21 protein-coding genes are annotated in these 21,610 nt (G+C 70.4%); 8 read left to right on the forward strand and 13 right to left on the reverse strand.

Features of this window, described 5'->3' with window-relative positions; genetic code table 11:
- Window positions 1-12 precede the first annotated feature (12 nt).
- The 4 genes from AAC944_RS21060 to AAC944_RS21075 form a co-directional block, all read right to left on the reverse strand.
- On the reverse strand, window positions 13-1,575 hold the full coding sequence (locus AAC944_RS21060) for an SCO6880 family protein (RefSeq protein ID WP_030610363.1): 1,563 nt from the start codon (window positions 1,573-1,575) through the stop codon (window positions 13-15).
- The gene (locus tag AAC944_RS21065; RefSeq protein WP_030610361.1) at window positions 1,572-2,909 is read right to left on the reverse strand and encodes a hypothetical protein; all 1,338 of its coding nucleotides are present in this window, start codon (window positions 2,907-2,909) and stop codon (window positions 1,572-1,574) included. The genes AAC944_RS21060 and AAC944_RS21065 overlap by 4 nt, the downstream gene beginning before the upstream one ends.
- Window positions 2,899-3,759 carry a hypothetical protein gene (locus AAC944_RS21070; RefSeq protein WP_030610358.1) on the reverse strand — a complete coding sequence of 287 codons (861 nt, stop codon included), beginning with the start codon at window positions 3,757-3,759 and terminating at the stop codon, window positions 2,899-2,901. Before AAC944_RS21070 ends, AAC944_RS21065 begins: the two co-directional genes overlap by 11 nt.
- A gap of 439 nt (window positions 3,760-4,198) precedes the next feature.
- Complete coding sequence (locus AAC944_RS21075; RefSeq protein ID WP_030610355.1) at window positions 4,199-4,507, reverse strand: DUF8827 family protein; 309 nt, start codon at window positions 4,505-4,507, stop codon at window positions 4,199-4,201.
- A gap of 378 nt (window positions 4,508-4,885) precedes the next feature.
- Here AAC944_RS21075 and AAC944_RS21080 point away from each other — a divergent pair, with 378 nt between their 5' ends.
- Together AAC944_RS21080 and AAC944_RS21085 are read left to right on the forward strand one after the other, a co-directional pair.
- On the forward strand, window positions 4,886-5,890 hold the full coding sequence (locus AAC944_RS21080; protein ID WP_030610352.1) for a bifunctional lytic transglycosylase/C40 family peptidase: 1,005 nt from the start codon (window positions 4,886-4,888) through the stop codon (window positions 5,888-5,890).
- Between the two features lie 231 nt (window positions 5,891-6,121).
- A complete protein-coding gene (locus AAC944_RS21085) occupies window positions 6,122-6,913 on the forward strand; it encodes a phosphatase PAP2 family protein (RefSeq protein WP_030610348.1) in 792 nt (263 codons plus the stop codon).
- A 99-nt stretch (window positions 6,914-7,012) separates the two neighbouring features.
- Here the strand turns inward: AAC944_RS21085 and AAC944_RS21090 are convergent, their stop codons facing one another.
- Window positions 7,013-8,548, reverse strand: coding sequence for an FAD-binding oxidoreductase (locus AAC944_RS21090; protein WP_030610345.1), 1,536 nt, complete (start codon window positions 8,546-8,548; stop codon window positions 7,013-7,015).
- Window positions 8,549-8,736: 188 nt separating this feature from the next.
- On the reverse strand, window positions 8,737-8,952 hold the full coding sequence (locus AAC944_RS21095) for a hypothetical protein (protein ID WP_051871507.1): 216 nt from the start codon (window positions 8,950-8,952) through the stop codon (window positions 8,737-8,739).
- Window positions 8,953-9,100: 148 nt separating this feature from the next.
- Here AAC944_RS21095 and AAC944_RS21100 point away from each other — a divergent pair, with 148 nt between their 5' ends.
- Window positions 9,101-9,958: an SCO4651 family lipoprotein gene (locus AAC944_RS21100; protein ID WP_030610342.1), complete on the forward strand. Its 858-nt coding sequence runs from the start codon at window positions 9,101-9,103 to the stop codon at window positions 9,956-9,958.
- 144 nt (window positions 9,959-10,102) lie between these two features.
- Window positions 10,103-10,348, forward strand: coding sequence for a hypothetical protein (locus AAC944_RS21105; RefSeq protein WP_368396386.1), 246 nt, complete (start codon window positions 10,103-10,105; stop codon window positions 10,346-10,348).
- A gap of 121 nt (window positions 10,349-10,469) precedes the next feature.
- Here AAC944_RS21105 and AAC944_RS21110 read toward each other — a convergent pair whose 3' ends face one another.
- Complete coding sequence (locus tag AAC944_RS21110; protein WP_030610337.1) at window positions 10,470-10,871, reverse strand: metal-sensitive transcriptional regulator; 402 nt, start codon at window positions 10,869-10,871, stop codon at window positions 10,470-10,472.
- Window positions 10,872-11,090: 219 nt separating this feature from the next.
- Here AAC944_RS21110 and AAC944_RS21115 point away from each other — a divergent pair, with 219 nt between their 5' ends.
- A complete protein-coding gene (locus AAC944_RS21115) occupies window positions 11,091-11,711 on the forward strand; it encodes a DUF47 domain-containing protein (protein ID WP_030267458.1) in 621 nt (206 codons plus the stop codon).
- 9 nt (window positions 11,712-11,720) lie between these two features.
- Window positions 11,721-12,719 (forward strand): inorganic phosphate transporter, encoded by a 999-nt coding sequence (locus AAC944_RS21120; protein WP_030610335.1) that lies wholly within the window; start codon window positions 11,721-11,723, stop codon window positions 12,717-12,719.
- Between the two features lie 152 nt (window positions 12,720-12,871).
- Here AAC944_RS21120 and pstB read toward each other — a convergent pair whose 3' ends face one another.
- From pstB to pstS, 4 genes are all read right to left on the reverse strand, one after another.
- On the reverse strand, window positions 12,872-13,651 hold the full coding sequence (pstB, locus tag AAC944_RS21125) for a phosphate ABC transporter ATP-binding protein PstB (RefSeq protein WP_030610333.1): 780 nt from the start codon (window positions 13,649-13,651) through the stop codon (window positions 12,872-12,874).
- A gap of 58 nt (window positions 13,652-13,709) precedes the next feature.
- Window positions 13,710-14,792 carry a phosphate ABC transporter permease PstA gene (pstA, locus tag AAC944_RS21130; RefSeq protein WP_030610332.1) on the reverse strand — a complete coding sequence of 361 codons (1,083 nt, stop codon included), beginning with the start codon at window positions 14,790-14,792 and terminating at the stop codon, window positions 13,710-13,712.
- Window positions 14,789-15,784: a phosphate ABC transporter permease subunit PstC gene (gene pstC, locus AAC944_RS21135; protein WP_030610330.1), complete on the reverse strand. Its 996-nt coding sequence runs from the start codon at window positions 15,782-15,784 to the stop codon at window positions 14,789-14,791. The genes pstA and pstC overlap by 4 nt, the downstream gene beginning before the upstream one ends.
- 95 nt (window positions 15,785-15,879) lie before the next feature.
- Entirely contained in the window at window positions 15,880-16,998 is a 1,119-nt protein-coding gene (gene pstS, locus AAC944_RS21140) for a phosphate ABC transporter substrate-binding protein PstS (protein ID WP_030610328.1), read from the reverse strand.
- Window positions 16,999-17,413: 415 nt separating this feature from the next.
- Here pstS and AAC944_RS21145 point away from each other — a divergent pair, with 415 nt between their 5' ends.
- Window positions 17,414-18,475 (forward strand): C40 family peptidase, encoded by a 1,062-nt coding sequence (locus tag AAC944_RS21145; RefSeq protein ID WP_368396388.1) that lies wholly within the window; start codon window positions 17,414-17,416, stop codon window positions 18,473-18,475.
- A gap of 345 nt (window positions 18,476-18,820) precedes the next feature.
- Window positions 18,821-20,299, forward strand: coding sequence for a PP2C family protein-serine/threonine phosphatase (locus tag AAC944_RS21150; RefSeq protein WP_030610321.1), 1,479 nt, complete (start codon window positions 18,821-18,823; stop codon window positions 20,297-20,299).
- 151 nt (window positions 20,300-20,450) lie between these two features.
- On the opposite strand, the gene AAC944_RS21155 is transcribed toward AAC944_RS21150, so the two are convergent.
- A complete protein-coding gene (locus tag AAC944_RS21155) occupies window positions 20,451-20,792 on the reverse strand; it encodes a DUF2516 family protein (RefSeq protein WP_030610318.1) in 342 nt (113 codons plus the stop codon).
- Window positions 20,793-20,895: 103 nt separating this feature from the next.
- Window positions 20,896-21,597 (reverse strand): hypothetical protein, encoded by a 702-nt coding sequence (locus AAC944_RS21160; protein WP_030610316.1) that lies wholly within the window; start codon window positions 21,595-21,597, stop codon window positions 20,896-20,898.
- Window positions 21,598-21,610 lie beyond the last annotated feature (13 nt).

Raw genomic sequence — 21,610 nt, forward strand, 5'->3', positions numbered from 1 at the left:
CCTCCCAGCGGCTTAGCGGCGGATCCCGGTCGCGAACGGAAGCGTGTTGACGAAGGCCCTGTGGTGCTCGCGGTCGCACCACTCCAGCTTGAGGTAGGACTTGCCGGCCGAGGCGCGGATGGTCCGCTTGTCACGGGCCAGCGCCTCGGGGGAGCGGGACGAGACGGTGATGTAACCGACGAGGTTCACCCCTGCCGCGCCGGACGCCAGGTCCTCGCCGCGCTGGTCGACGCGGCCGTGGTGGGCGACGTCGCGCGGGTCCACCACGCGGTTCATCTTGGCGGCGCGGCTGGCTTCCGCGTCGTCGTTGGTCTTCTCGGTCAGCATGCGCTCGATCGCCACCTCGGTCGGCTCCAGGTCCATGGTGACGGCGACCGTGCGGATGACGTCGGGGGTGTGGACGAGCAGCGGGGCCAGGAAGTTGACGCCGACCGGGGTCAGCGGCCACTCCTTGACCCACGCGGTGGCGTGGCACCACGGGGCGCGGGTCATCGACTCGCGCGTCTTGGCCTGGAGGTAGGTGGGCTCCATCGCGTCCAGCTCGGCCGGCCAGGCGTTGCGCTTGCTCATCGCCTGGATGTGGTCGATGGGGTGGTCCGGGTCGTACATGGAGTGCACGAGGGAGGCGAGGCGGGCCTGGCCGAGGGGCTGGCGTACGCGGATGTCGGCCTCGGCGAGCCGGGCGCAGATGTCGGTCAGCTCGCGGGCCATGACCACGGCCAGACCCGCGTCCTTGTCCAGGCGCTTCCGCAGCGGTCCGCCGTTGTGCATGCGCGCCGCGCGGGCCATGGTCTCGGCCTCGGTGGCCAGCTCACGGTTGTAGTGCATGCAGGCGACGAGGTAGGCGCGGTGCTGCTCGGAGGAGGTGGAGACCATCGACTGCAGCTGGTCGTAGGAGTCCTGCAGCCACTGGGGGGCGGCCTGGTCGCCGCGCTGGGCGACGTCCTTGGCGTGCGCGTCCGGGTCGGCGGGGAGCGTACGGGCCAGCATCTGCAGGCGCGTCACGAAACCGTCGCCGTTCGCGACGTGCTTGAGCAGCGTCCCGAAGCGGTCGACGAGCGCCTCCTGGTCCTCGCTGTCGCGCAGGCCGACGCCCGGACCCTCGATCTCTATGGCCGCGGTGACCGTACGGCGGTCGGCGTGCAGCAGGACGGCGATCTCGTCCGGACCGAAGGGCGCGGAGAGCCAGTTGATACGGCCGATGCCGGGCGGCGGGCCGATCTCGACCTCACGGCCGTCCAGGCTGATGCCGGCTTCGGGCGCGCCGGAGCGGTACGTCGTGCCGCGCCGCCGCATCCGCTTGTAGCTGCGGTTGATCTCGAACCACTTGTAGAACGTCCGGCCGCGGTACGGGACGTACACGGCGGCCAGGGCCAGCATCGGGAAGCCGGTGAGCGTCACGATGCGCAGTGGCAGGACGGGCACCAGCAGGCCGCACATCATGCCGAGGAACGCGCCCGCGATGATCAGGGCGATCTCGCCCGTCTCGCGGTTCTTGCCGATGACGGCGTTGGGGCGGGCGCGGCCGATGAGATATGTGCGTCGGGGCGTGACCGGGTGGGACTGGGTGCTCAACGCCCATCACCTCCTGCTGTGTTGCCGGTGCGGGCGGAACCGCCCGAAGCCGCGCCGGGGCGCGGGCCGGGGCTCGTACGGGGCGCGGGTGGGCCGGCCGGGCCGGAGCCGCCGCGGGAGCTGTGCGCGGCGACGCCGCCGGCTACGGCGTCGGCCGGGCGGGACTGGCCGCCGCTGCTGCCGTTGTCGCCGGTGTTGCCGCCGCCGCTGCGTGAGCTGTGGGTCTTGATGCCCTGTGAGACGAGGGCGGCGGGGGAGGAGATGAGCGCCGCGGCCTGGCTGCCGTCGGTCGCCGCCTTCTTGTTGGTCCGGGCCGCCATGATCTCGTCGCCGAAGCCGGGGACGAAGCGGTAGATCATGGCGCTCGCGAAGATGGCGAGCAGGATGATGGCGAGGCCGGAGACGACGGCGGAGAAGGAGTCCGGTCCCTTCTCGGAGGAGAGGGCGCCGGCGATGCCCAGCACGATCACGATGACCGGCTTCACCATGATCACGGCGATCATGATGCCGGCCCAGCGGCGGACGTGGCCCCACATGTTCTTGTCGACGAGGCCGGCGTAGACGACGGTGCCGAGCAGGGCGCCGACGTAGAGCAGGGCGGCGCGGATGACCAGCTCCAGCCAGAGGATGCCGGCCGCGAGGACGGAGACGAGCGCGACGACGATCAGCATGATCGGGCCGCCGCCGATGTCCGTGCCCTTCTTGAGGGCTTCGGAGAACGACCCGAAGAAGATGTCCGTCTGGGCGCCCGTCCCCTTGGCGATGATCTCGGTGACGCCGTCGGTGGCGGAGACGACGGTGTAGAGGATCAGGGGGGTGAAGGCGGAGGCGAGGACGGTGAGCCACAGGAAGCCGACCGCCTCACTGATCGCCTCGGTGAGGCGGACGCCGCGGACGGCGCGCTTGGCGACGGCGAGCAGCCAGAGCACGAGGGTGAGGATCGTGGAGGCGGCGAAGACGACGGCGTACTGCCGCAGGAACGCGGCGTTCGTGAAGTCGACCTGCGAGGTCGCCTTCACGGCGTCGGACAGCTTCGTGACGATCCACGCGGCGGCGTCGGCACACCCCTTGGCAAGCGACTGGAGGGGGTCGAGGGGGTTGCTGTCCACGGAGGGCGAGGGCGTGCCGCTGCTCCCTCCCGAGCTGCGCTCCTCGCAGAGCTCCTTGGCCTTGTCGGTGAGGAGGTCACAGGCTCCGTCGCTCGGCTTCGGCGACGGTTCGGCGAAGGCACGCGAGGCGAGGAGCACTGCCCAGGTCTGGACGCCGGCGAACACTGCCGCGAGCGAGAGACCACGGCGGCCGGACATACCGGTGCGGGGAGACTTACCGGGCATACGTGAACCCTCCGAACCCTTCCACGGCCTTGGACATCTCCTCGGCCGTCGCCGCGGCCTGGTCGCGGCCGACCGGCGCCGGCCCCTTCTTCTGCGAGACCTCGGTGACCTTCCAGTCACCACCGGTCCACTGGAGCTTCATGGTGGTCGTGTACCAGCTCTCCGTGACCGGGTTCTCCGAGCCCTCACCGGCGAGGCCGAAGAGGGAGGAGTACCAGACCGCGACCGTGGCCGACTTCTCCCCGAACTTCTCGACCTTCGTGCCCACCGGGTTCGCCCGGGACACGAACGTCATGCCGTCCGGCGCGCTGCCGTCCTTCTCGAGGCCGACGCCGGCCAGGAACTCCGGGTCGTCGTAGACCTTTCCCATGGCTTCCTTGCGGGCGGCCGCGGTGGCCGGTGAATACACCGCCTCGATGATCGCGTCGCGCTCGTCGGCCCGGTACATCCCGTCACTGGCGAGCGCCACCGCATAATTCGCCGCCGCCGACTGCGCCCCCTGTTCGGACTTGGGGAAGCCGGAGGGGATGGCGGGGTTGCGGGTGTTCTTGCCGGAGACGGGGCGTTGGCCCGTGGGGGCGGTGGGCTGGGCGGCCGGGGCGCCGGAACTGCCGTCGGCGGAGCCGGAACCGGAGCCGTCGCCGCCGCGGTTGGCGAAGGCGATGGCCGCGATGAGCAGGACGACGACGCCGACGATCGTCACCAGGTTGCGGCTGGACATGCCGCCGCGTGACCGGCGGCCGGCGCCGTACACGTCGCCCTCGCCGCCGGGAAGTCTGGTACGGGTCTGGCCGGGGCCCTGGCCGCTGTACTCCCCGCCGCCGTACGCTCCGTCGTCACCGAGACTCATGGTGCCTGTGCCCCCTCAACCGGCATCGCTGCCGTTCTCGCCGTCGCCTTGCCGCAACCCGTGCACGACCGTAGCCGCGCGCGAGGCGGACAGGTCGTCCTGATACGAGTACACCCCACTGTGACGGAACGGCGAACCCGCCCGCAGTGCCTGTGGACAACTACGCGGCTGGTTCGGAGTCGGCTGTGGACGAGTTGACGGACTGGGCATCAGCATGTGGCCTCGGGCAGGGATATGGGCCAGGTGTGGCGGTCGCGCACAGACGACGACCATGGGACGTGAGCCTGGGCGTGGCGCGGTAGAGCGCGCGGCGGGCGCGCGGACGGACGGGTGGGGCGTACGGACGGGCGTACGACGGATGTGCGGTTCGGGGGCGCGGCGGGCAGGCGTGCCGCGGGGGCCGCGCTGCCCGGCGGGCGGGAGGTGACGTCTCGGCCGGTTAGACCGCCATGCCGTAGACGATGGTGAAGAGGGTGCCCAGTGACCCGATGATGAAGACGCCGGTCAGACCGGCGACGATCAGGCCCTTGCCCTGCTCGGCGCTGAAGGTGTCGCGCAGGGCCGTGGCGCCGATGCGCTGCTTCGCCGCGCCCCAGATCGCGATGCCGAGACAGAGCAGGATGGCCACCGCCATCACTACTTCGATCATTACCCGCGCTTCGTTGCCGAGAGTGCCGAACGGGCCCCAGTCCGGGGCGATTCCGCCGATAATGGTGGTGATGTCGCCCTTTTCGGCCGCAATGAACATTTTTGAACTCACCGCCCCTAATGGGTAGTTGTCTCCCGCACCAGACGGCGCGGCCAGTCTCTATCTTCGCTGACATTTGCCCGTGGCGATGTCGACTTGGCGTCAAACTTTGGCGGATCCCGTGTGGGCGGCGGTAGCAGGGGTGCACGCGTCGCCCACAGGGCCCAGTATTCTCACCGTGTGTACCATGCGCCGTCACTCTGAGCAATATTGGGGCGGAAGGTGATCACGGAGAGCGCTCGGCGTCCCGGTGACCACGGGATGCCGCCAAGTGGCCGCCGGACGGCGCCTGTCGGCTGAGGCCCAGGTCGGGCGGGGCGGACACGGGACCGGTTCGTCGGTAGCCTGACGGGGGTCGATGTGGGGGTGAGGGGTGCGGTGCGCAAGGTCTGGGTGGGAACGGGGATCGGCGCGGGCCTCGGTGCCTGCTTTCTCGCGCTGCTGATCATCGGAACGTACGCCGCGGCCGGCGGGATCGGCGGTGCCGCGGGACGGGCCGTCGGGCTGGCGAAGGGCGCGGTGCCGGCGGCGTACCAGCCGCACGTGCAGAAGTGGGGCACGCTGTGTCCCGCCATCAATCCGGCGCTGCTCGCCGCGCAGCTGTACCAGGAGAGCGGCTGGAACCCCAAGGCGCAGAGCCCGGCGGCGGCGCAGGGGCTCGCGCAGTTCATCCCCGGCACCTGGGCCACGCACGGCGTGGACGGCGACGGTGACGGCGACAAGGACGTCTGGGACCCGGTGGACGCGATCGCGTCGGCGGCCTCGTACGACTGCGAACTGGCCAAGTACGTGGAGAAGGTCCCGGGGGACGACACGCACAACATGCTCGCGGCGTACAACGCGGGCGCCTACCGGGTCATCCAGTACGACGGGGTGCCGCCGTACCGGGAGACGCAGAATTACGTCAAGGTCATCACCACCCTCGCGAAGAGCTTCGAGGCGCCGGTCCAGAAGGTGGAGCCCTCGCGGCAGGCCGCCGGGGCCATCTACTACGCGCAGAAGAAGCTCGGTACGCCGTACCTCTGGGGCGGGAACGGAACGCCGGAGCAGGGCGGGCGGTTCGACTGCTCGGGCCTGACCAAGGCCGCGTACAGATCGGTCGGGATCGAGTTGCCCCGCGTGGCCAACGACCAGTGGAACGCGGGGCCGCACCCGAAGCGGAACGAACTGCTCCCGGGTGACCTGGTGTTCTTCGCCCACAATCTGAACGACCCGCGGTCGATCCACCACGTGGGCATCTATGTGGGCGGTGGCTACATGATCAACGCTCCGTACACGGGCGCCGTGATCAGATTCGACAAGATCGACACGCCTGACTACATCGGCGCGACCCGCGTCACCGAAGATGGCGCAAAAGCGCTCCCCCGTCGGAACGCTGCGTGAACATGGGGCCTGAGCTGCGGCGATGAGTCAAGCTTCGATAACGTCCTGGTGATCATCCGGTGGAAAGTGGAACGTCGTGCGGGCGCATGACGTTTCCTTGGAGTGGGTGTGAGCGGCACTGCGGAGCACGGCTGACAGAAGACGCGGCCGGCACGGCAATGCTCGACGACCACGGGGGTTGGCAGCACTCGGATGGCGCTCGCGCGCGCGAAAGGTTAGGGGCCGCGGCACATGGCTGGACTCGCACTGGACGGGTCGAACCCCGACGTTGGCCTGCTCTTCGAGGTCAACGGCATCGCCAAGGACGCTCCGCACTGGTTCGACCAGGTGATGGAGTACGTCGGCGAGTACGGCATCATCGCCGGGCTGGCGGTCCTCTGCCTGGTCGCCTGGTGGGGCGCCCGTAAGAAGTCCGACGCGCCCGCCGCGGTGGCGGGCCTGGTCTGGGCACCGCTGGCGGCCGGCATCGCGCTGCTGGCCAACATCCCCATCCGGGAGTTCGTGGCACGGCCGCGTCCCTTCAAGGACCACACGGGCCTCGACGTCCTGGTGCAGGGCAAGAACGACTTCTCGTTCGTGAGCGACCACGCCACGCTCACGATGGCCGTCGGCGTCGGCATCTTCCTCGCGCACCGCAAGTACGGGCTGATCGGAATCGGCCTCGCGCTGCTCGAAGGCCTCTGCCGGGTCTACATGGGGGTGCACTACCCGACGGACGTCATCGGTGGCTTCGCGCTGGGTACGGCGGTCGCGCTGCTGTTCGCGCCGCTCGCCCAGGCGCTGCTGGTGCCGCTGATGAAGGCGATCGCGGCCTCCCGCATCGGGGCGCTCGTCCAGGCGCCCCGCGCGGGGACGGCGCACGCAGGCGGAGCGGGCGAGGGGGACGGCGCGGCTGTGACGGACGCGTTCGGGCCCGCGGGGGCGGCCGGTGCCGTCGGGGCCGGGGGCCCCGACGGGTTTCCGGATCAGCCCGGAGCGCCGCGCGACGGCCGCGTGAACCGCGACAAGGACCTCGCGGCCTGAGAGCCCGCCGCCCAGCCCAGATCACCTGCACGTCGGCCCCGCCCGGACACTCCGGGCGGGGCCGACGCGTTCCCGCCGCCGCTGGGGCGCGCCGCGCCTCTACAGCGCCTGCGGGAACGTCCGGAACAGGTGCTGCGGGTCGTACGTCTGCTTCACCCGGTCCAGCCGGCCGGCGGCCGCCCCGTAGTACGCCTTCTTCCAGTCCTTCAGGGCCGGGTCCGCGTAGTTCTGGTACGCGGCGCCGGAGGCGTGGCGGCGCATCGCCGTGTGCATGCCGCTCAGCCAGGCGTTCTGGGCCTTGCCCTGGCCGCCGGGGGCCCAGGAGGCGAGGTACTGCGCGAGGAAGCGGGAGCGGCGGTGCACGAAGGCGGTGGCCGTCGGCTGCACGCGGTTGATCGCGCCGCCCAGGGCGGTGAAGGCGACGTTGCCGTTGACGCCGTTGCGGCCCGCGCGCTCGATCCGGTCGATGACCGTACGGATGCCCGCCGCGCTCAGCGAGCGGTCGAAGAAGTCCGAGCGGGCCGCGTAGGTCTCCCGGCCCAGCTTGCCGGCCGGGTTCCGCCCGGGGACGCTGCCCGGCTGGTGGCACTGGGCGGTGGTCTTCGTGGCGCAGCCCGCGTACGCCTCCATCGCGTCCAGGTAGGCCTTGGGCTTGAGCGAGACCGAGGACGCCGGGCCGGGGCCGCCCGCGCGGTCGGCGAGCTTGTCGACGGCGTTCTGGAGATCGCGGTACGAGCCGAGCGAGAACGCGGCGACGGAGACGGTGGGGGTGGAGCCGGGTCGGGCGTCCAGGTGGCAGCTGGACCAGATCTCGTCGGCCTGCGCCGGGCCCCACTCCTGCCAGGAGCGCAGTACGGCAGCCGCCTTGGACCACGGCCAGGTCAGGTACGCCATCACCGCGTCCGGCGCCTGGTGCGTACGGAAGCGCAGCTCGGTGACCACGCCGAAGTTGCCGTTGCCCGCGCCGCGTAGCGCCCAGAAGAGGTCGGCGTGTTCCTTCGCGTCGCAGTGCAGGGTCTTCCCCGCGGCCGTGACGAGCGTCGCACCGACGAGGCTGTCGCAGGTCAGGCCGTACGCGCGGGAGGTGACGCCGTGGCCGCCGCCGAGGGTCAGGCCGGACACGCCGACGGTCGGGCAGGAGCCGCCGGGGATGGTCACGCCGTGCTTGCCCAGGCCCTCGTAGACGTCGATGAGCTTGGCGCCGGCCCCGATGCGGGTGGTGCCGCCGGACGGCGCGGAGACCTTGGACAGCGCGGAGACATCGACTATCAGGCGGTTGTCGCCGCTGGACCAGCCGGCGTAGGAGTGGCCGCCGTTGCGGATGGCGACGGGCGTGCCGTTCCGGCGGGCGAAGGCCAGGCACTCCGCTATGTCCCCGGGGTGCTTCACGTACGCCACGGCCGCCGGCTTCAGCGTGTCGAAGCGGGTGTTGTAGAGGCGGCGGGCGGTGGCGTACGCGGCGTCGCCCGGCCGTATCAGCTGCCCGTCCAGGCCCTTGCGGAGCGCGTCCCACGGTGACTTGGCGGCCGCCGCCTTCGTGGGCGTGAGTCCCGCCCCCGTGCCGCCCGCCGCGAGCCAGGCCGCCGTGGTCGCGGCGAGCCCGCCGCCCGCCTGCAGAATTGTGCGCCGCTTCACGGCCGCCCCCTTGCCGAACAGCGCCCGGAGGCGCCTTCCCGATGCCTTTCCCCTAGCCAGATGCGGAAGTGGGGCAGCAGGTTCCGCAGGGGAGGGGGTGTGAGGAGTGAAGGGGGTTGCTTCCGTGGTGCGCGGGGCGCCGGCCCCGGCGTCTCAGGGCTGCGGTCGGCCGGGCTGCGGTCGCCGGCTCAGCGGTCGTCGTCGGGGTGCCGGCGGTCGTCGCCGACGTGCCGTTCGGCGTCCGTGCGGGCCTGGGAGCGGGCGCGGCGGGCCGGGCCCGACCAGCCGCAGCTGCACCGGGCGAGACAGAAGGCACCGCGCTCGACGGTCGTGGTGCGGTGGTCCGCTGTCGTGCCGTCCCCGGCACGGGCGGCTTCGGCGGTCTGCTGCGGGTCCTGGGTCAGGTACGACACACCCCCACGCTACTGCCGGTTGTATCAGGCGGGCGTGACGGGCCACATGAACGGTCGTTGAACGAAATGGTTGCCCGATGCCGGCCGCGCCGTGCGGCGGCGGGACGGCGGCGCGACAGCGGCAGGGGGCTCGTGCGCGATGGTGGTGCAGGACAGACGGACCGGCGGAGCCGTCTCCGTCGCCACGGCGGCGGGCCTGGCGCTGAGCGCGGGCCTGCTGGCATCGGGGTGTACGACGGACGGCGCCGCCGCGGACGACGCTCCCGCGGGCCCGGCTCCCTCGGTGCTCCTCCGGCAGGCCGCCGACTCCCTGGTACGCGACGGCACCTCACGGGTCCGTACGACGCTGGAGACCACCAGCGGCGGCACCCGCGTCGCCATCAGCGGCGCCGGCCGCTACGACTACCGCCACGGCACGGGCCGGCTGCGGCTGGTACTGCCGGAGCCGGCCGGGCCGGACGGCCGGGTGCGCAAGCCGATCACCGAGATCTTCGCGCCCGGCGCGCTCTACATGAAGAACCGCGGCGCCGGGGTGCCCGCCGACAAGTGGGTGCGGGTGGACACCACCGCGCTGTCCGACGGCAATCTCGTGACCGGCGGCGCGACCGACCCGCTGGCGGCGGCCGAGCTGCTGCGCGGCACCCGCCGGGCGACGTACGCGGGCGAGGAGCGGCTGCGCGGCGAGCGGGTGCGGCACTACCGGGGCACGGCCGACATCGGGGTGGCGGCCGACGCGGCCTCGGAGGGCACGGCACCTTCGCTGGCCGCTGCCGATGAGGGCTTCACCACCGATGTGGTGCCCTTCGACGCGTACCTCGACGAGGCGGGGCGGCTGCGGAAGGTGCGGTACCGGTTCACCTTCGCCAACGGCTCGCCGCGCGGCACCGAGGTGACGTCCACGGTCGGGTACACCGGCTTCGGGACCGGGGCGCCGGTGCGGCTGCCGCACCGGGAGGACATCTACACGGGCCGGATCGCGGCGCCCGGCGCCGGCTGACCCGCGCCGGGACGGCGCGCGGAACTTCCGTACGGCCGCGCGGCGGCACGTGCCCACAGGGCTTGCCGGCTGGCGTAAATGGTCCATCCGTGCCATGCGCGGGGCGTGCACCCGTCCCTACCCTTGGTGGTAACCGCCAGAAGAGTGGCATGGGCCTCGAAGGAGGAGGTGTTGTACGTGGCGCCGCACCGCAGTCAGACGACTCAGGACCACGTGGCCCTCGTCGAGATCGACCTGGCTGGTGAGTTGATGATCGCGGCGGCGACGTCCCCCGAGGACCGTCTGAGCCCGGACCGGATCGACGAGGTTCTGGACGTGGATGCGGACCGTGGCGACAGAAGAGCCGCGGTGGAGGCGGGGCAGGGCCCCGCAGCCGCCGATCTGCCGTAGGAACGGTTGTTTTCGGCCGCGGTCCCGGCGTGGGATACGTCACGCCGGATCACTCACCCGCACGACCAAGACCCGCAATCGGGGCCCGGACCCTGCCCCACATTCCTGCCGGCGGTGTACGTCACGTCCGCAGCATGCGCTCGATCGCCTTGGTGGCTTCCTTGACCTTCTCGTCGATGGCGTCGGGGCCCTTCACTGCCGCGTCGGCGACGCAGTGCCGCAGGTGCTCCTCGAGAAGCTGCAGGCCGAAGGATTGCAGGCCCTTCGTGCTGGCCGAGACCTGGGTGAGTATGTCGATGCAGTAGACGTCCTCCTCCAGCATCCGCTGGAGGCCCCTGATCTGCCCCTCGATGCGGCGCAGCCGTTTGATGTGGGCGTCCTTCTGCTGTGCGTACCCATGAATGCCCAGATCGTGACGTGTCACGGCATGAGGGTCGCCCTGGGGTACGCCCTGCGGCTCCGCGCCGTGGCAGCCCCCGGCGGCTGCGGTGGTGCCATCGGGCTCGGCGTCCGTGGTCGACATGGGCTTCTCCCCTGGTACGTAGCCGGTTCATATACCCCTGGCGGGTATATGGTACAGAATTTCGCGCACGGGAGAGGTACCCCGCGCACCTTGCGGGGCAGGTACCCCGTGCAGAGCATGCTGCCCGATGGGCGACACTGAGGTAATGCCGGTTAGCAGTGGCTGGATGATGCGCCTAGCATCAACTCGACCGAATCCGATGCACCCCGAGGATTTCACGTGCGCTTTCGTCTGACCCCCAGGGAGACGAGCTTCTACGACATGTTCGCCGCCTCCGCGGACAACATCGTCACGGGCTCCAAACTCCTGATGGAACTGCTCGGGGCGGACGCCTCCGCGCGGGCAGAGATCGCCGAGAGGATGCGAGCGGCGGAGCACGCGGGGGATGACGCCACCCACGCGGTCTTCCACCAGTTGAACTCCTCGTTCATCACGCCGTTCGACCGCGAGGACATCTACAACCTCGCCTCGTCGCTCGACGACATCATGGACTTCATGGAGGAGGCCGTCGACCTGGTCGTCCTCTACAACGTCGAGGAGCTCCCCAAGGGAGTCGACCAGCAGATCGAGGTCCTGGCGCGGGCGGCGGAACTGACCGCCGAGGCCATGCCGAACCTGCGGACGATGTCGAACCTCACCGAGTACTGGATCGAGGTCAACCGTCTGGAGAACCAGGCCGACCAGATCCACCGCAAGCTGCTCGCGCACCTCTTCAACGGCAAGTACGACGCCATCGAGGTGCTCAAGCTCAAGCAGATCGTGGACATCCTCGAAGAGGCGGCCGACGCGTTCGAGCATGTGGCGAACACCGTCGAAACCATCGCGGTGAAGGAGTCCTGAGCCCCGGCCATGGACACCTTCGCACTCGTCGTGACCATCGCGGTCGCGCTCGGATTCACGTACACCAACGGCTTTCACGACTCCGCCAACGCGATCGCGACCTCGGTCTCGACGCGTGCGCTGACGCCGCGGGCCGCACTCGCGATGGCGGCGGTGATGAACCTCGCCGGCGCCTTCCTGGGCAGCGGGGTCGCCAAGACCGTCAGTGAGGGCCTGATCGAGACGCCCACCGGCAAACAGGGGATGATGATCCTCTTCTCGGCGCTGGTGGGCGCCATCGCGTGGAACATGATCACGTGGTACTTCGGTCTGCCCTCGTCCTCCTCCCACGCCCTCTTCGGCGGCATGGTGGGCGCGGCGCTCGCCGGCTCCTCCGTCGTCTACTGGTCGGGCGTCTGGGAGAAGATCGTCCTGCCGATGTTCCTGTCGCCGCTGGTCGGTCTGATCGCCGGCTACTTCGTCATGGTCGCCATCCTGTGGATGTTCAAGGGCACCAACCCGCACAAGGCCAAGCGCGGTTTCCGTATCGCGCAGACGGTCTCGGCGGCGGGCATGGCGCTCGGCCACGGTCTGCAGGACGCCCAGAAGACGATGGGCATCGTGGTGATGGCGCTGGTCATCGGCGGTGTCGAGGGCCCGGGCGACCCGATCCCGATCTGGGTGAAGATCGCCTGTGCGGCGATGCTGTCGCTCGGTACGTACGCGGGCGGCTGGCGCATCATGCGGACGCTCGGCCGCAAGATCATCGAGCTGGACCCGCCGCAGGGCTTCGCGGCGGAGGCGACCGGTGCGTCGATCATGTTCACCACCGCGTTCATGTTCCACGCGCCGATCTCGACCACCCATGTGATCACCTCCGCGATCATGGGTGTGGGCGCCACCAAGCGGGTCAGCGCGGTGCGCTGGGGCGTCGCGAAGAACATCATCCTGGGCTGGTTCATCACGATGCCGGCCGCCGCGGCGGTGGCCGCCGCGTCGTACTGGGTGGTGAACCTGGCGTTCGGCTGAGGCGACGCGGCTGAGCGGAAGAACGCTCGACGACACGATGAGGGCCCGCCCCCGTTCCCGGGGGGCGGGCCCTCGTCCTGTGGTGGCACCGCCATGCAGCACCACAGGACACTCGGTGTGCCGGTCACCTCGCCGCCGGCGGCGGCGACGGATCAGCCGAAGCGGCCGGAGATGTAGTCCTCCGTGTCCTGGACCGACGGGTTGGAGAAGATCCGCTCGGTCTCGTCGATCTCGATCAGCTTGCCGGGCTGGCCGACGGCCGCGAGGTTGAAGAACGCCGTACGGTCCGAGACGCGCGCGGCCTGCTGCATGTTGTGCGTGACGATGACGATCGTGAAGCGCTCCTTGAGCTCCCCGATCAGGTCCTCGATGGCGAGGGTGGAGATCGGGTCGAGCGCGGAGCAGGGCTCGTCCATCAGCAGGACCTGCGGCTCGACCGCGATGGCGCGGGCGATGCAGAGGCGCTGCTGCTGGCCGCCGGAGAGGCCGGAGCCGGGCTTGTTCAGCCGGTCCTTGACCTCGTTCCAGAGGTTGGCGCCCTTGAGGGACTTCTCGACGACGTCGTTCAGCTCGGACTTCTTCTTCACCGAGCCGTTCAGGCGCAGGCCCGCCGCCACGTTGTCGAAGATCGACATGGTGGGGAAGGGGTTGGGGCGCTGGAAGACCATGCCGACGGTGCGGCGGACGGCGACCGGGTCGACGCCCGAGCCGTACAGGTTCTCGTCGTCCAGCAGCACCTTGCCCTCGACGCGGCCGCCGGGGGTGACCTCGTGCATGCGGTTCAGGGTCCGCAGGAAGGTGGACTTGCCGCAGCCGGAGGGGCCGATGAAGGCCGTCACCGAGCGGGGCTCGACGGTCATGGAGATGTCGTCGATGGCCTTGTGGCTGCCGTAGAAGGCGGAGAGGCCGCTGACGTCGATTCGCTTGGCCATGGGAATCACTGCTTCTTTCTGGTGGCCCCGATTCGGCGGAGCCGCATCATCGGGTGCCTTAGCGGCCGGTCTTGGGGGCCTTCCAGCGGGCGATGCCGCGGGCCACCAGGTTGAGGATCATGACGAAGGCGATGAGGACGAGGGCCGCGGCCCAGGCGCGGTCGTAGCTCGCCTCGGAGCCCTGCTGCCACTGCTGGTACACGTACAGCGGCAGGGACTGCTGGGCGCCTTCGAAGGGGTTGTTGTTGATCGTCTTGGCGCCCCACACCAGGAGCAGCACCGGGGCGGTCTCACCGGTGATGCGGGCGATGGCCAGCATGACGCCGGTGGTGATGCCGCCGATGGAGGTGGGCAGGACGACCTTGAGGATGGTGCGCCACTTCGGTACGCCGAGGGCGAGGGAGGCCTCGCGCAGCTCGTTCGGTACGAGCTTGAGCATCTCCTCCGTGGAGCGGACCACGACCGGCATCATCAGGATGGCCAGGGCCATGGCGCCGGCGAAGCCGGAGGGGCCGAAGCCGAGGATCAGGATCCACACCGAGAGGACGAAGAGGCCGGCGACGATCGAGGGGACGCCCGTCATGACGTCGACGAAGAAGGTGACGGCCTTGGCGAGCCTGCCGCGCCCGTACTCGACGAGGTAGATCGCGGTCAGCAGGCCGATCGGCGCGGCGATCAGGGTCGCCAGGCCCACCTGCTGCAGGGTGCCGGTGATCGCGTGGTTGATGCCGCCGCCGACCATGGCGTCCGGCAGGGTGCCCATGGAGTGGGTCAGGAAGTAGACGTCCAGGACCTTGCTGCCGCGGACGACGGTCTCCCAGATCAGGGAGGCCAGCGGGAGGACGGCGAGCAGGAAGGCGATCCAGACCAGGCTGGTGGCCAGCCGGTCCTTGGCCTGCCGGGCGCCCTCGACCTTCGCGGCGATACCGAACGTACCGATGATGAAGAGCAGCGCGGCGATCAGGCCCCACTGGATCTTGCTGTCCAGGCCGGCGACGAGACCGATACCGGCGCCCGCGGCGAGCGCAGCTGCTGCGAAGACCGGCGGGGACCAGCGGGGCAGGCGGGCCTGCTTGAGGGAGACGGGGGGCAGCGGCGCGCTGTCCGCGACCGGCCGCTTCTCGGTGATGACGTTGCTCATGCGTTGGCCCCCGAGTACTCCTTGCGGCGGGCGATGATCAGGCGGGCCGCGCCGTTGACCAGCAGGGTGATGACGAAGAGGACGAGGCCGGAGGCGATCAGCGCGTCCTGGCCGAAGGTGTCCGCCTCACTGAACTTGCTGGCGATGTTCTGGGCGAACGTGCCGCCGCCCGGGTCCAGCAGGCTGAGCCCGATCAGGAAGCTGGGGGAGAGGACCGTGGCGACGGCCATCGTCTCGCCGAGCGCGCGGCCCAGGCCCAGCATCGAGGCGCTGATGATGCCGGAGCGGCCGAAGGGCAGCACCGACATGCGGATGACCTCCCAGCGCGTGGCGCCGAGGGCGAGCGCGGCCTCCTCGTGCATCTTGGGGACCTGGAGGAAGACCTCGCGGCTGACGCTGGTGACGATCGGCAGGATCATGATCGCCAGCAGGATGCCGACGGTGAACAGCGAGCGCGCGGCGCCCTGCGAGTAGCTGAAGATCCCGGTCCAGCCGAGGTAGTCGTCCAGCCAGCTGTAGAGACCGCCCAGGTTCGGTACGAGGAAGAGGGCGCCCCACAGGCCGTAGATGATGCTGGGCACCGCGGCGAGCAGGTCGATGACGTAGCCGAGCGGCGAGGCCAGCTTGCGCGGCGCGTAGTGCGAGATGAACAGCGCGATGCCGACCGCTACGGGGACCGCGATGACCATCGCGATGATCGAGCTGACGACGGTGCCGAAGGCGAGGACGGCGATGCCGAACTTGGGCTCGGCGCCGCTGGGGTCCCACTCGAAGGTGGTGAAGAAGTTGGCCTTGTCGCCCTGGATGGCGAGGACCGAGCGGTAGGTGAGGAAGGCCGCGATGGCGGCCATGATCACCAGCAGCGCGATGCCGGAGCCGCGCGAGAGACCGAGGAAGACGCGGTCACCGGGGCGTACGGACTTGCCGCTGACCTCGGAGGGTGCGGCGGGCGCTGCGGGGGGTGGGTTCTGGGGTATCGCTGAGGTATCCATGGGGTTCTCCGGTCTGCGGAGCCGGCGGGCTCCAGGCGGCGGTGCACCGGACGGGCGGCGGCCTGCGCGTGGTGCGCCGGCCGCCGCCCGGTGGGTCAGGAGAGCGACGCGACGGCCTTGCGGACCTTGCCGGCGATCTCGGTGGGCAGCGGGGCGTAGCCCTGCTCCTTGAGGGTCTTCTGGCCGTCCTCGCTGGCGAGGTAGGTCAGGAAGGACTTGGTGGCGGGCAGGGTCTCGGCCTTGTTGCCCTTGTCGCAGGCGATCTCGTACGTCACCAGGGTGATCGGGTAAGCGCCCTCGGCCTTGGTCGTGTAGTTCAGGTCCAGGGCGAGGTCGTTGCCCTCGCCGACCTGCTTGGCCTCGGCGATGGCCTTGGAGGCGTTGTCCACGTTGGCCTCGACCGGCTTCTGGGCGCCGGTGTTCAGCTTGACCGTGTCGATCTTGCTGGCCGTCGCGTAGGACAGCTCGAAGTAGGAGATCGCGCCGCTGGTCTGCTTGACCTGCGAAGAGACGCCGGAGGAGCCGGAGGCCGCCTGGCCGCCCTTGCCCTCCCAGGTCTTCGCGGGCTCGTGCGGCCACGCCTTGGGCGCGGCGCCCTTGAGGTACTTGGTGAAGTTGTCGGTGGTGCCGGAGTCGTCCGAGCGGTGGAACGCCTGGATCTTCAGGTCCGGCAGCTTGGCGCCCGGGTTGAGCTTCTTGATCGCCGGGTCGTTCCAGTTGGTGATCTTCGAGTCGAAGATCTTGCCGAGGGTCTCGGCGTCCAGCACGAGGTCGTCGACGCCCGGGACGTTGTAGCCGACCGCGATCGGGCCGCCGACCATCGGCAGGTTGATCGCCTCGCCGCCCTTGCAGATCTTCTTGGACTTCTCGACCTCTTCCGGCTTGAGCGCCGAGTCGGAGCCCGCGAAGGCGGTCTGGCCCTGCAGGAAGGTGGTGATACCGGCACCGGAGCCCGTGGGCTGGTAGTTGATCTCGGTGTCCTTGCAGGCACCGGAGTAGTTCTGCACCCAGACGTCCATGGCGTTCTTCTGTGCCGAGGAGCCGGAGGCGAGCAGCTTGCCCTTGCCGTCGCACTTGATGTTCGCCGACGCCGCGGGGGCTCCGGGGCCGCCCGTGGTGTCGTCCGAGCCGCACGCCGAGAGGGCCAGGGCTCCGGAGACGGCGAGAGCGCCAACCGCGAGGGCGCGAACCCGGTTCTTGCGCTGAAGCTTCACTGTCGAGAGTTCCTTCCTGGGGCCCGCCGTGGTCAGTGGCGTGCTGGGCCGTGAAATGAATCAGATGAGAGGTGTCCAGCTATGCCGGTGCCGCGCCGGCCTCCGGGCGAGACGCGCACTCGGTAAGGCCGAAATTAGGCAGATCAGGTGAAGCCGTCGATGGAAGAGAGTGAACGAGGGGTGAACCTCGGCCGTCGGATGGGTGCGGCCGGTATTGCCCGGTCCACACCGGACCGGACGGTGATCTCCCGGAAGAAGTGGTGCGGTGCTCTTCTGTATTACCGGCCGGTATGGCAGCATCCGCGGCTGAGAGCTTGTGGGGTGTGGCACAGGCTCCGAGCCCCGCCGCAGGCGGAGCGCTCGCGCCCGGACGACGCGTACGGCGAGTGACCGGAGGTGGCCCGTGAGGAGCCCGGTGGAACGGCGGAACGTGGGACGCGGCGCGGCGGTGGCCTGCGCCGCCGTGGTGCTGTGCGCGACGGGCGCCCTGGTGGGCCCGGTACCGGCGGCGTACGCGGCACCGGAGCCCGAGGGCAAGCGGGACCTGGAAGAGGTGCACAGGAAGATCGAGGACCTCTACCGCCGCGCCGAACGGGCCACCGACGCGTACAACGCCGCCAAGGAGCAGGTCGAGCGCCAGCAGAAGGAGATCGTGCAGCTGGCGAAGGACATCGTCAGCACGCAGGAGAAGCGCAAGGAGCTGAAGCGGCAGGCCGGCTCGCTGGCCAGCGCCCAGTACCGCGGCGGCGGCCTGCCCGCCGAGGCGAAACTGATGCTGAACAAGGACCCGGAAGGGTTCCTCGACCACGCCACGCTCGCCCGCAAGGGACAGCACGCGGTCCGGACCGTACTGGGACAGCTGGCGCGCACCGAGAGTGATCTGCAGGGTTACGCCCAGGACGCCACCGACCGCTGGGACAGGCTGGAGAAGGAACGCAAGAAGAAGGCCGCGGCGAAGAAGGACATCGAGAAGAAGATCGACGCCGCCGAACGGATCGAGTCACAGCTGAAGGCCGAGGAAAAGGAACGGCTGAAGCAACTGGAAGAGGACCGGGCGCACCAGGCCCAGGCGAAATGGCTGGACTCCGGAATTCTCGATGAGATCGGCGGAGTCGCGTCAGCCCAGGGGAAAAAGGCCATTTCCTATGCCACCGCACAGATCGGCAAGAATTACGTGTGGGGCGCCGAAGGACCGGACACCTTCGACTGCTCAGGACTCACGATGCGCGCGTGGGAAGCGGCCGGCCGCGCCATCCCGCGTACGTCGCAGGAACAGTGGCGGCAACTGCCCCGCATCGACATCGAGGACATGCGCCCCGGCGACCTGATCATCTATCACGAGGACGCGAGCCACGTGGGGATGTACCTCGGCGACGGCACGATCGTGCACGCCCCGCGCCCCGGCCGTCAGGTGACGGTCGCGGGGGCCGGTTCCATGCGGATCCTGGGCGTCGTACGGCCGGACGCGAAGGCCTGACTCGACGCCCCGTATCGCGCTGTGTGCGCGCCGTGCCCTTACGGTGTTTCCGGCATCCGGCCGGGGCCGACACCGTCACCGTCCGGTCGCCGAGCGTGTGCCCGGGGTGATGTTCGTCATTCCGCATTTCTCCCGGGGGAGGTCAAAACGCTTCCTCACCCCGGTATATGAAGCTGACGTCATACGGTCCGCCATTCCGTACGGGCCCGTACTGGCGCTAAGGTCGCTTTCCGGTGCCCGGTGGCGCACCGCTCTGACGACCGAGAGCGGCGCGGAACCGGGCACGGTGGTGCGCCGGTCGGTCACCGCCGCCGCACCCTCGGGGGGAGGGAAGGAACAGAGAACATGTCCGTACCCGGTCCGCGTGAGCGCACAGCCGTGCTGCCCCCGGCGGCAGGCCCGGCGACCGGCGCACCCGCGTCCGCGCGCCCGGCGCAGGGGGACGCCGCGCCCGAGCCCGCGCGCCCGGCGCAGGGCGCCGCGCGCCCGCAGAGCGGTACGGGCCCGGCGGACACGGACCCCACCGCCCCGCTGACGGACCCCGTCGGGCCGCTGTCGGACCCGGACGACGCGCTCCACCCGGCCGCGGCAGGTACCGGCAACCACGGACAGCTGACCCTGCTGGTGATCGGCGAGGACCCCACCAGCTCCGTCCCCGAGATGTCCGACGGCCAGGGCCACAAGGTCAGGGTCCGCACCGCCCGCAACCTCACCGAGGCCCAGCGGCTGCTCACCGACGACGTGCACTGCGTCCTGCTCGACCTCGCGGCCATGCCGGGCCGGGAGGCGCGTGAGTCCGAGGACCGCGAGAGCCGCCCGGACACCGGCGCGGCCGAGGCGCCGGACGAGCTGGAGCCGCTGCGCGCGGTCCTGCGGCTCGCCCCGCGCCACGCCGTGCTCGCGCTCACCGCCGAGGCGGACGCGGAGCGCGGCGCCGAGGCGGTACGCGTAGGAGCGCAGGACTACCTGTCCCGCGAGCAGCTGGACGGCACGGTGCTCAGCCGGGTCGTGCGGTACGCCGTGGAACGCAAGCGCGCCGACCTCGCGCAGCGCCAGCTCACCGAGTCCCGGCTGCGGGCCCAGGAGAACGCCAGGCTGGAGCGCGGGCTGCTGCCCACGCCGCTGCTGGACGGCTCCGACCTGCGCTTCGCGGCCCGCTACCGGCCGGGGCGCAGCCGCGCCCTGCTCGGCGGCGACTTCTACGACACGGTGCGTACGCCGGACGGAACAGTTCACGCCATGATCGGCGACGTCTGCGGCCACGGCCCCGACGAGGCGGCCCTCGGCGTCGAACTCCGTATCGCCTGGCGCGCGCTGACGTTCGCGGGCCTCTGCGGTGACGAGCTGCTCTCCACCCTCCAGCGGGTCCTGGAGAACGAGCGGGACAACGACGAGATCTTCGCGACGCTGTGCACCGTCGACATCGCCCCGGACGGGCGGAACGCCGGGGTCTGCATGGCCGGCCACCCGGCGCCGCTGCTGGCCCGGGCCGGCCGCCCGCCGCGGCTGCTCCCGTTCGAGAGCGGCGGCCCCGCGCTCGGCCTGCTGCCCCGCGCGCGCTGGCCCCGCCACCAGGTGACCCTGGGCGGCGCCTGGAGCCTGCTGATGTACACGGACGGCATGATCGAGGGCCGCGTCGGCGACGGCAACCAGCGCCTCGGCCAGGACGGCATGGTCGAACTGGTGGCCGCACGGATGGCCGCGGGCCTCCGCGGCGAGGCGCTGCTCGACGCCGCGGTCAAGGAAGTGCGCGACCTCAACGGCGGCGAACTGACCGACGACCTCGCGGTGCTGCTGCTGGACCGGGGAAACACCTGGGGCTGACACCTGGGAGGGGGCTGACGCGCAGGAGTGGCCGACGAGGCGTTTCTGGTGGCACGGGGTGCCGTGCGGCCCTCCTGGGAGATCAGCTGCGGGCGCTCAGCGGCCGGTGGTCAGCGCCGGCGGCCGGTGGTCAGTGCCGGTCGGCCGGTGGTCAGCGACCGCCGTTCCACGGACCGTACGGGCCGTCGGAGCTGGAGCCGCCGCGGCGCGGGCCCTTGCCGCCGGACACCCGCTTGAGCGCGGGGCGGACGTCGACCATGTACACGATCGTCGCGATCAGCCCGATGATCGGCAGGAACGCCATGACCCCGAACAGCAGGTTCACCAGCGTCGCCAGGCCCAGAATGATCAGCCAGAACGGCTTGGACTGCTTGTCGGCGGCGCGGTAGGCGTCCTCGCGGCGGATGGCCGAGTCGACGAACGCGAACCCGCTGAACACCAGCATGGCGAGCGAGATCAGCCACAGCAGATTGTTGAACCCCTGGATCAGCACGCCGTTCCACCACCCGTTGACTGTCGGACTGTCCTCGTCACCGTACCGGTAGAACGGGCCGGGCACGTCGTACGTGCCCGGCCCGCTCCCATGTCCCCGTGGCTCACTTCGACGGCGGCGTGGTCTTCTTCGCCGTCGTCGTCTTGCGAGCGGCCGGCGGAGTCGTCTTCTTCGCCGACGTCGAATTCGAGGCCGAATTCGACGTCGAGGCCGAGGACGAAGCGGAGGTCGAAGCCGAGGAGGAAGTCGACGCCGGCTTCGTCTCGGCCGCGGTCTTACCGGTGGCCGACTTGGTCTCCCCGGCCTTGCCCGGCTCGCTCCTGGTACCGGCGGCCTTCGGCTCCTCCTTGGCCTTCGGCTCCGTCTCCGGCTCGATCGCGACCGCCAGCTCCTCGACCTCCTCGGCGACCTCCCCGCGCCAGGTCTGCACGGCGCGGTGGCCGCGCTCGGCCAGCTCCTTGTAGGTGTCGCCGGCCTTGACGGCGTACTCCGCCGCCCGGCCCACGCTCTGCAGCGCGATGTCCTGCGCCTGCTCACGGATCTTCTTGAGGTCGGTGTCCAGGGAGCCGAGCAGCTCGTAGAACTTGTCCTGGGCCTCCTTGGCCTGCTTGGACACGCGGTCCTGCACGGCCTTGGCGTCGGTGGTGCGCACCTCCTCGAAGCGCTTGGGCGCCTCGGTGCGGAGCCGCTCCACCAGCGCCGGCACCTCCTTGAGCTTCTCGCTCGCGAGATCCGCGGTGCCGGCCAGGGCGTACAGGGGGGTGGGGTCGGTCACCTTCTTGACGATGTCGTCGGTGATGGCCATGCCGTTCTTCCTC

The organism is Streptomyces sclerotialus, assembly GCF_040907265.1.
Taxonomy (GTDB): domain Bacteria; phylum Actinomycetota; class Actinomycetes; order Streptomycetales; family Streptomycetaceae; genus Streptomyces; species Streptomyces sclerotialus.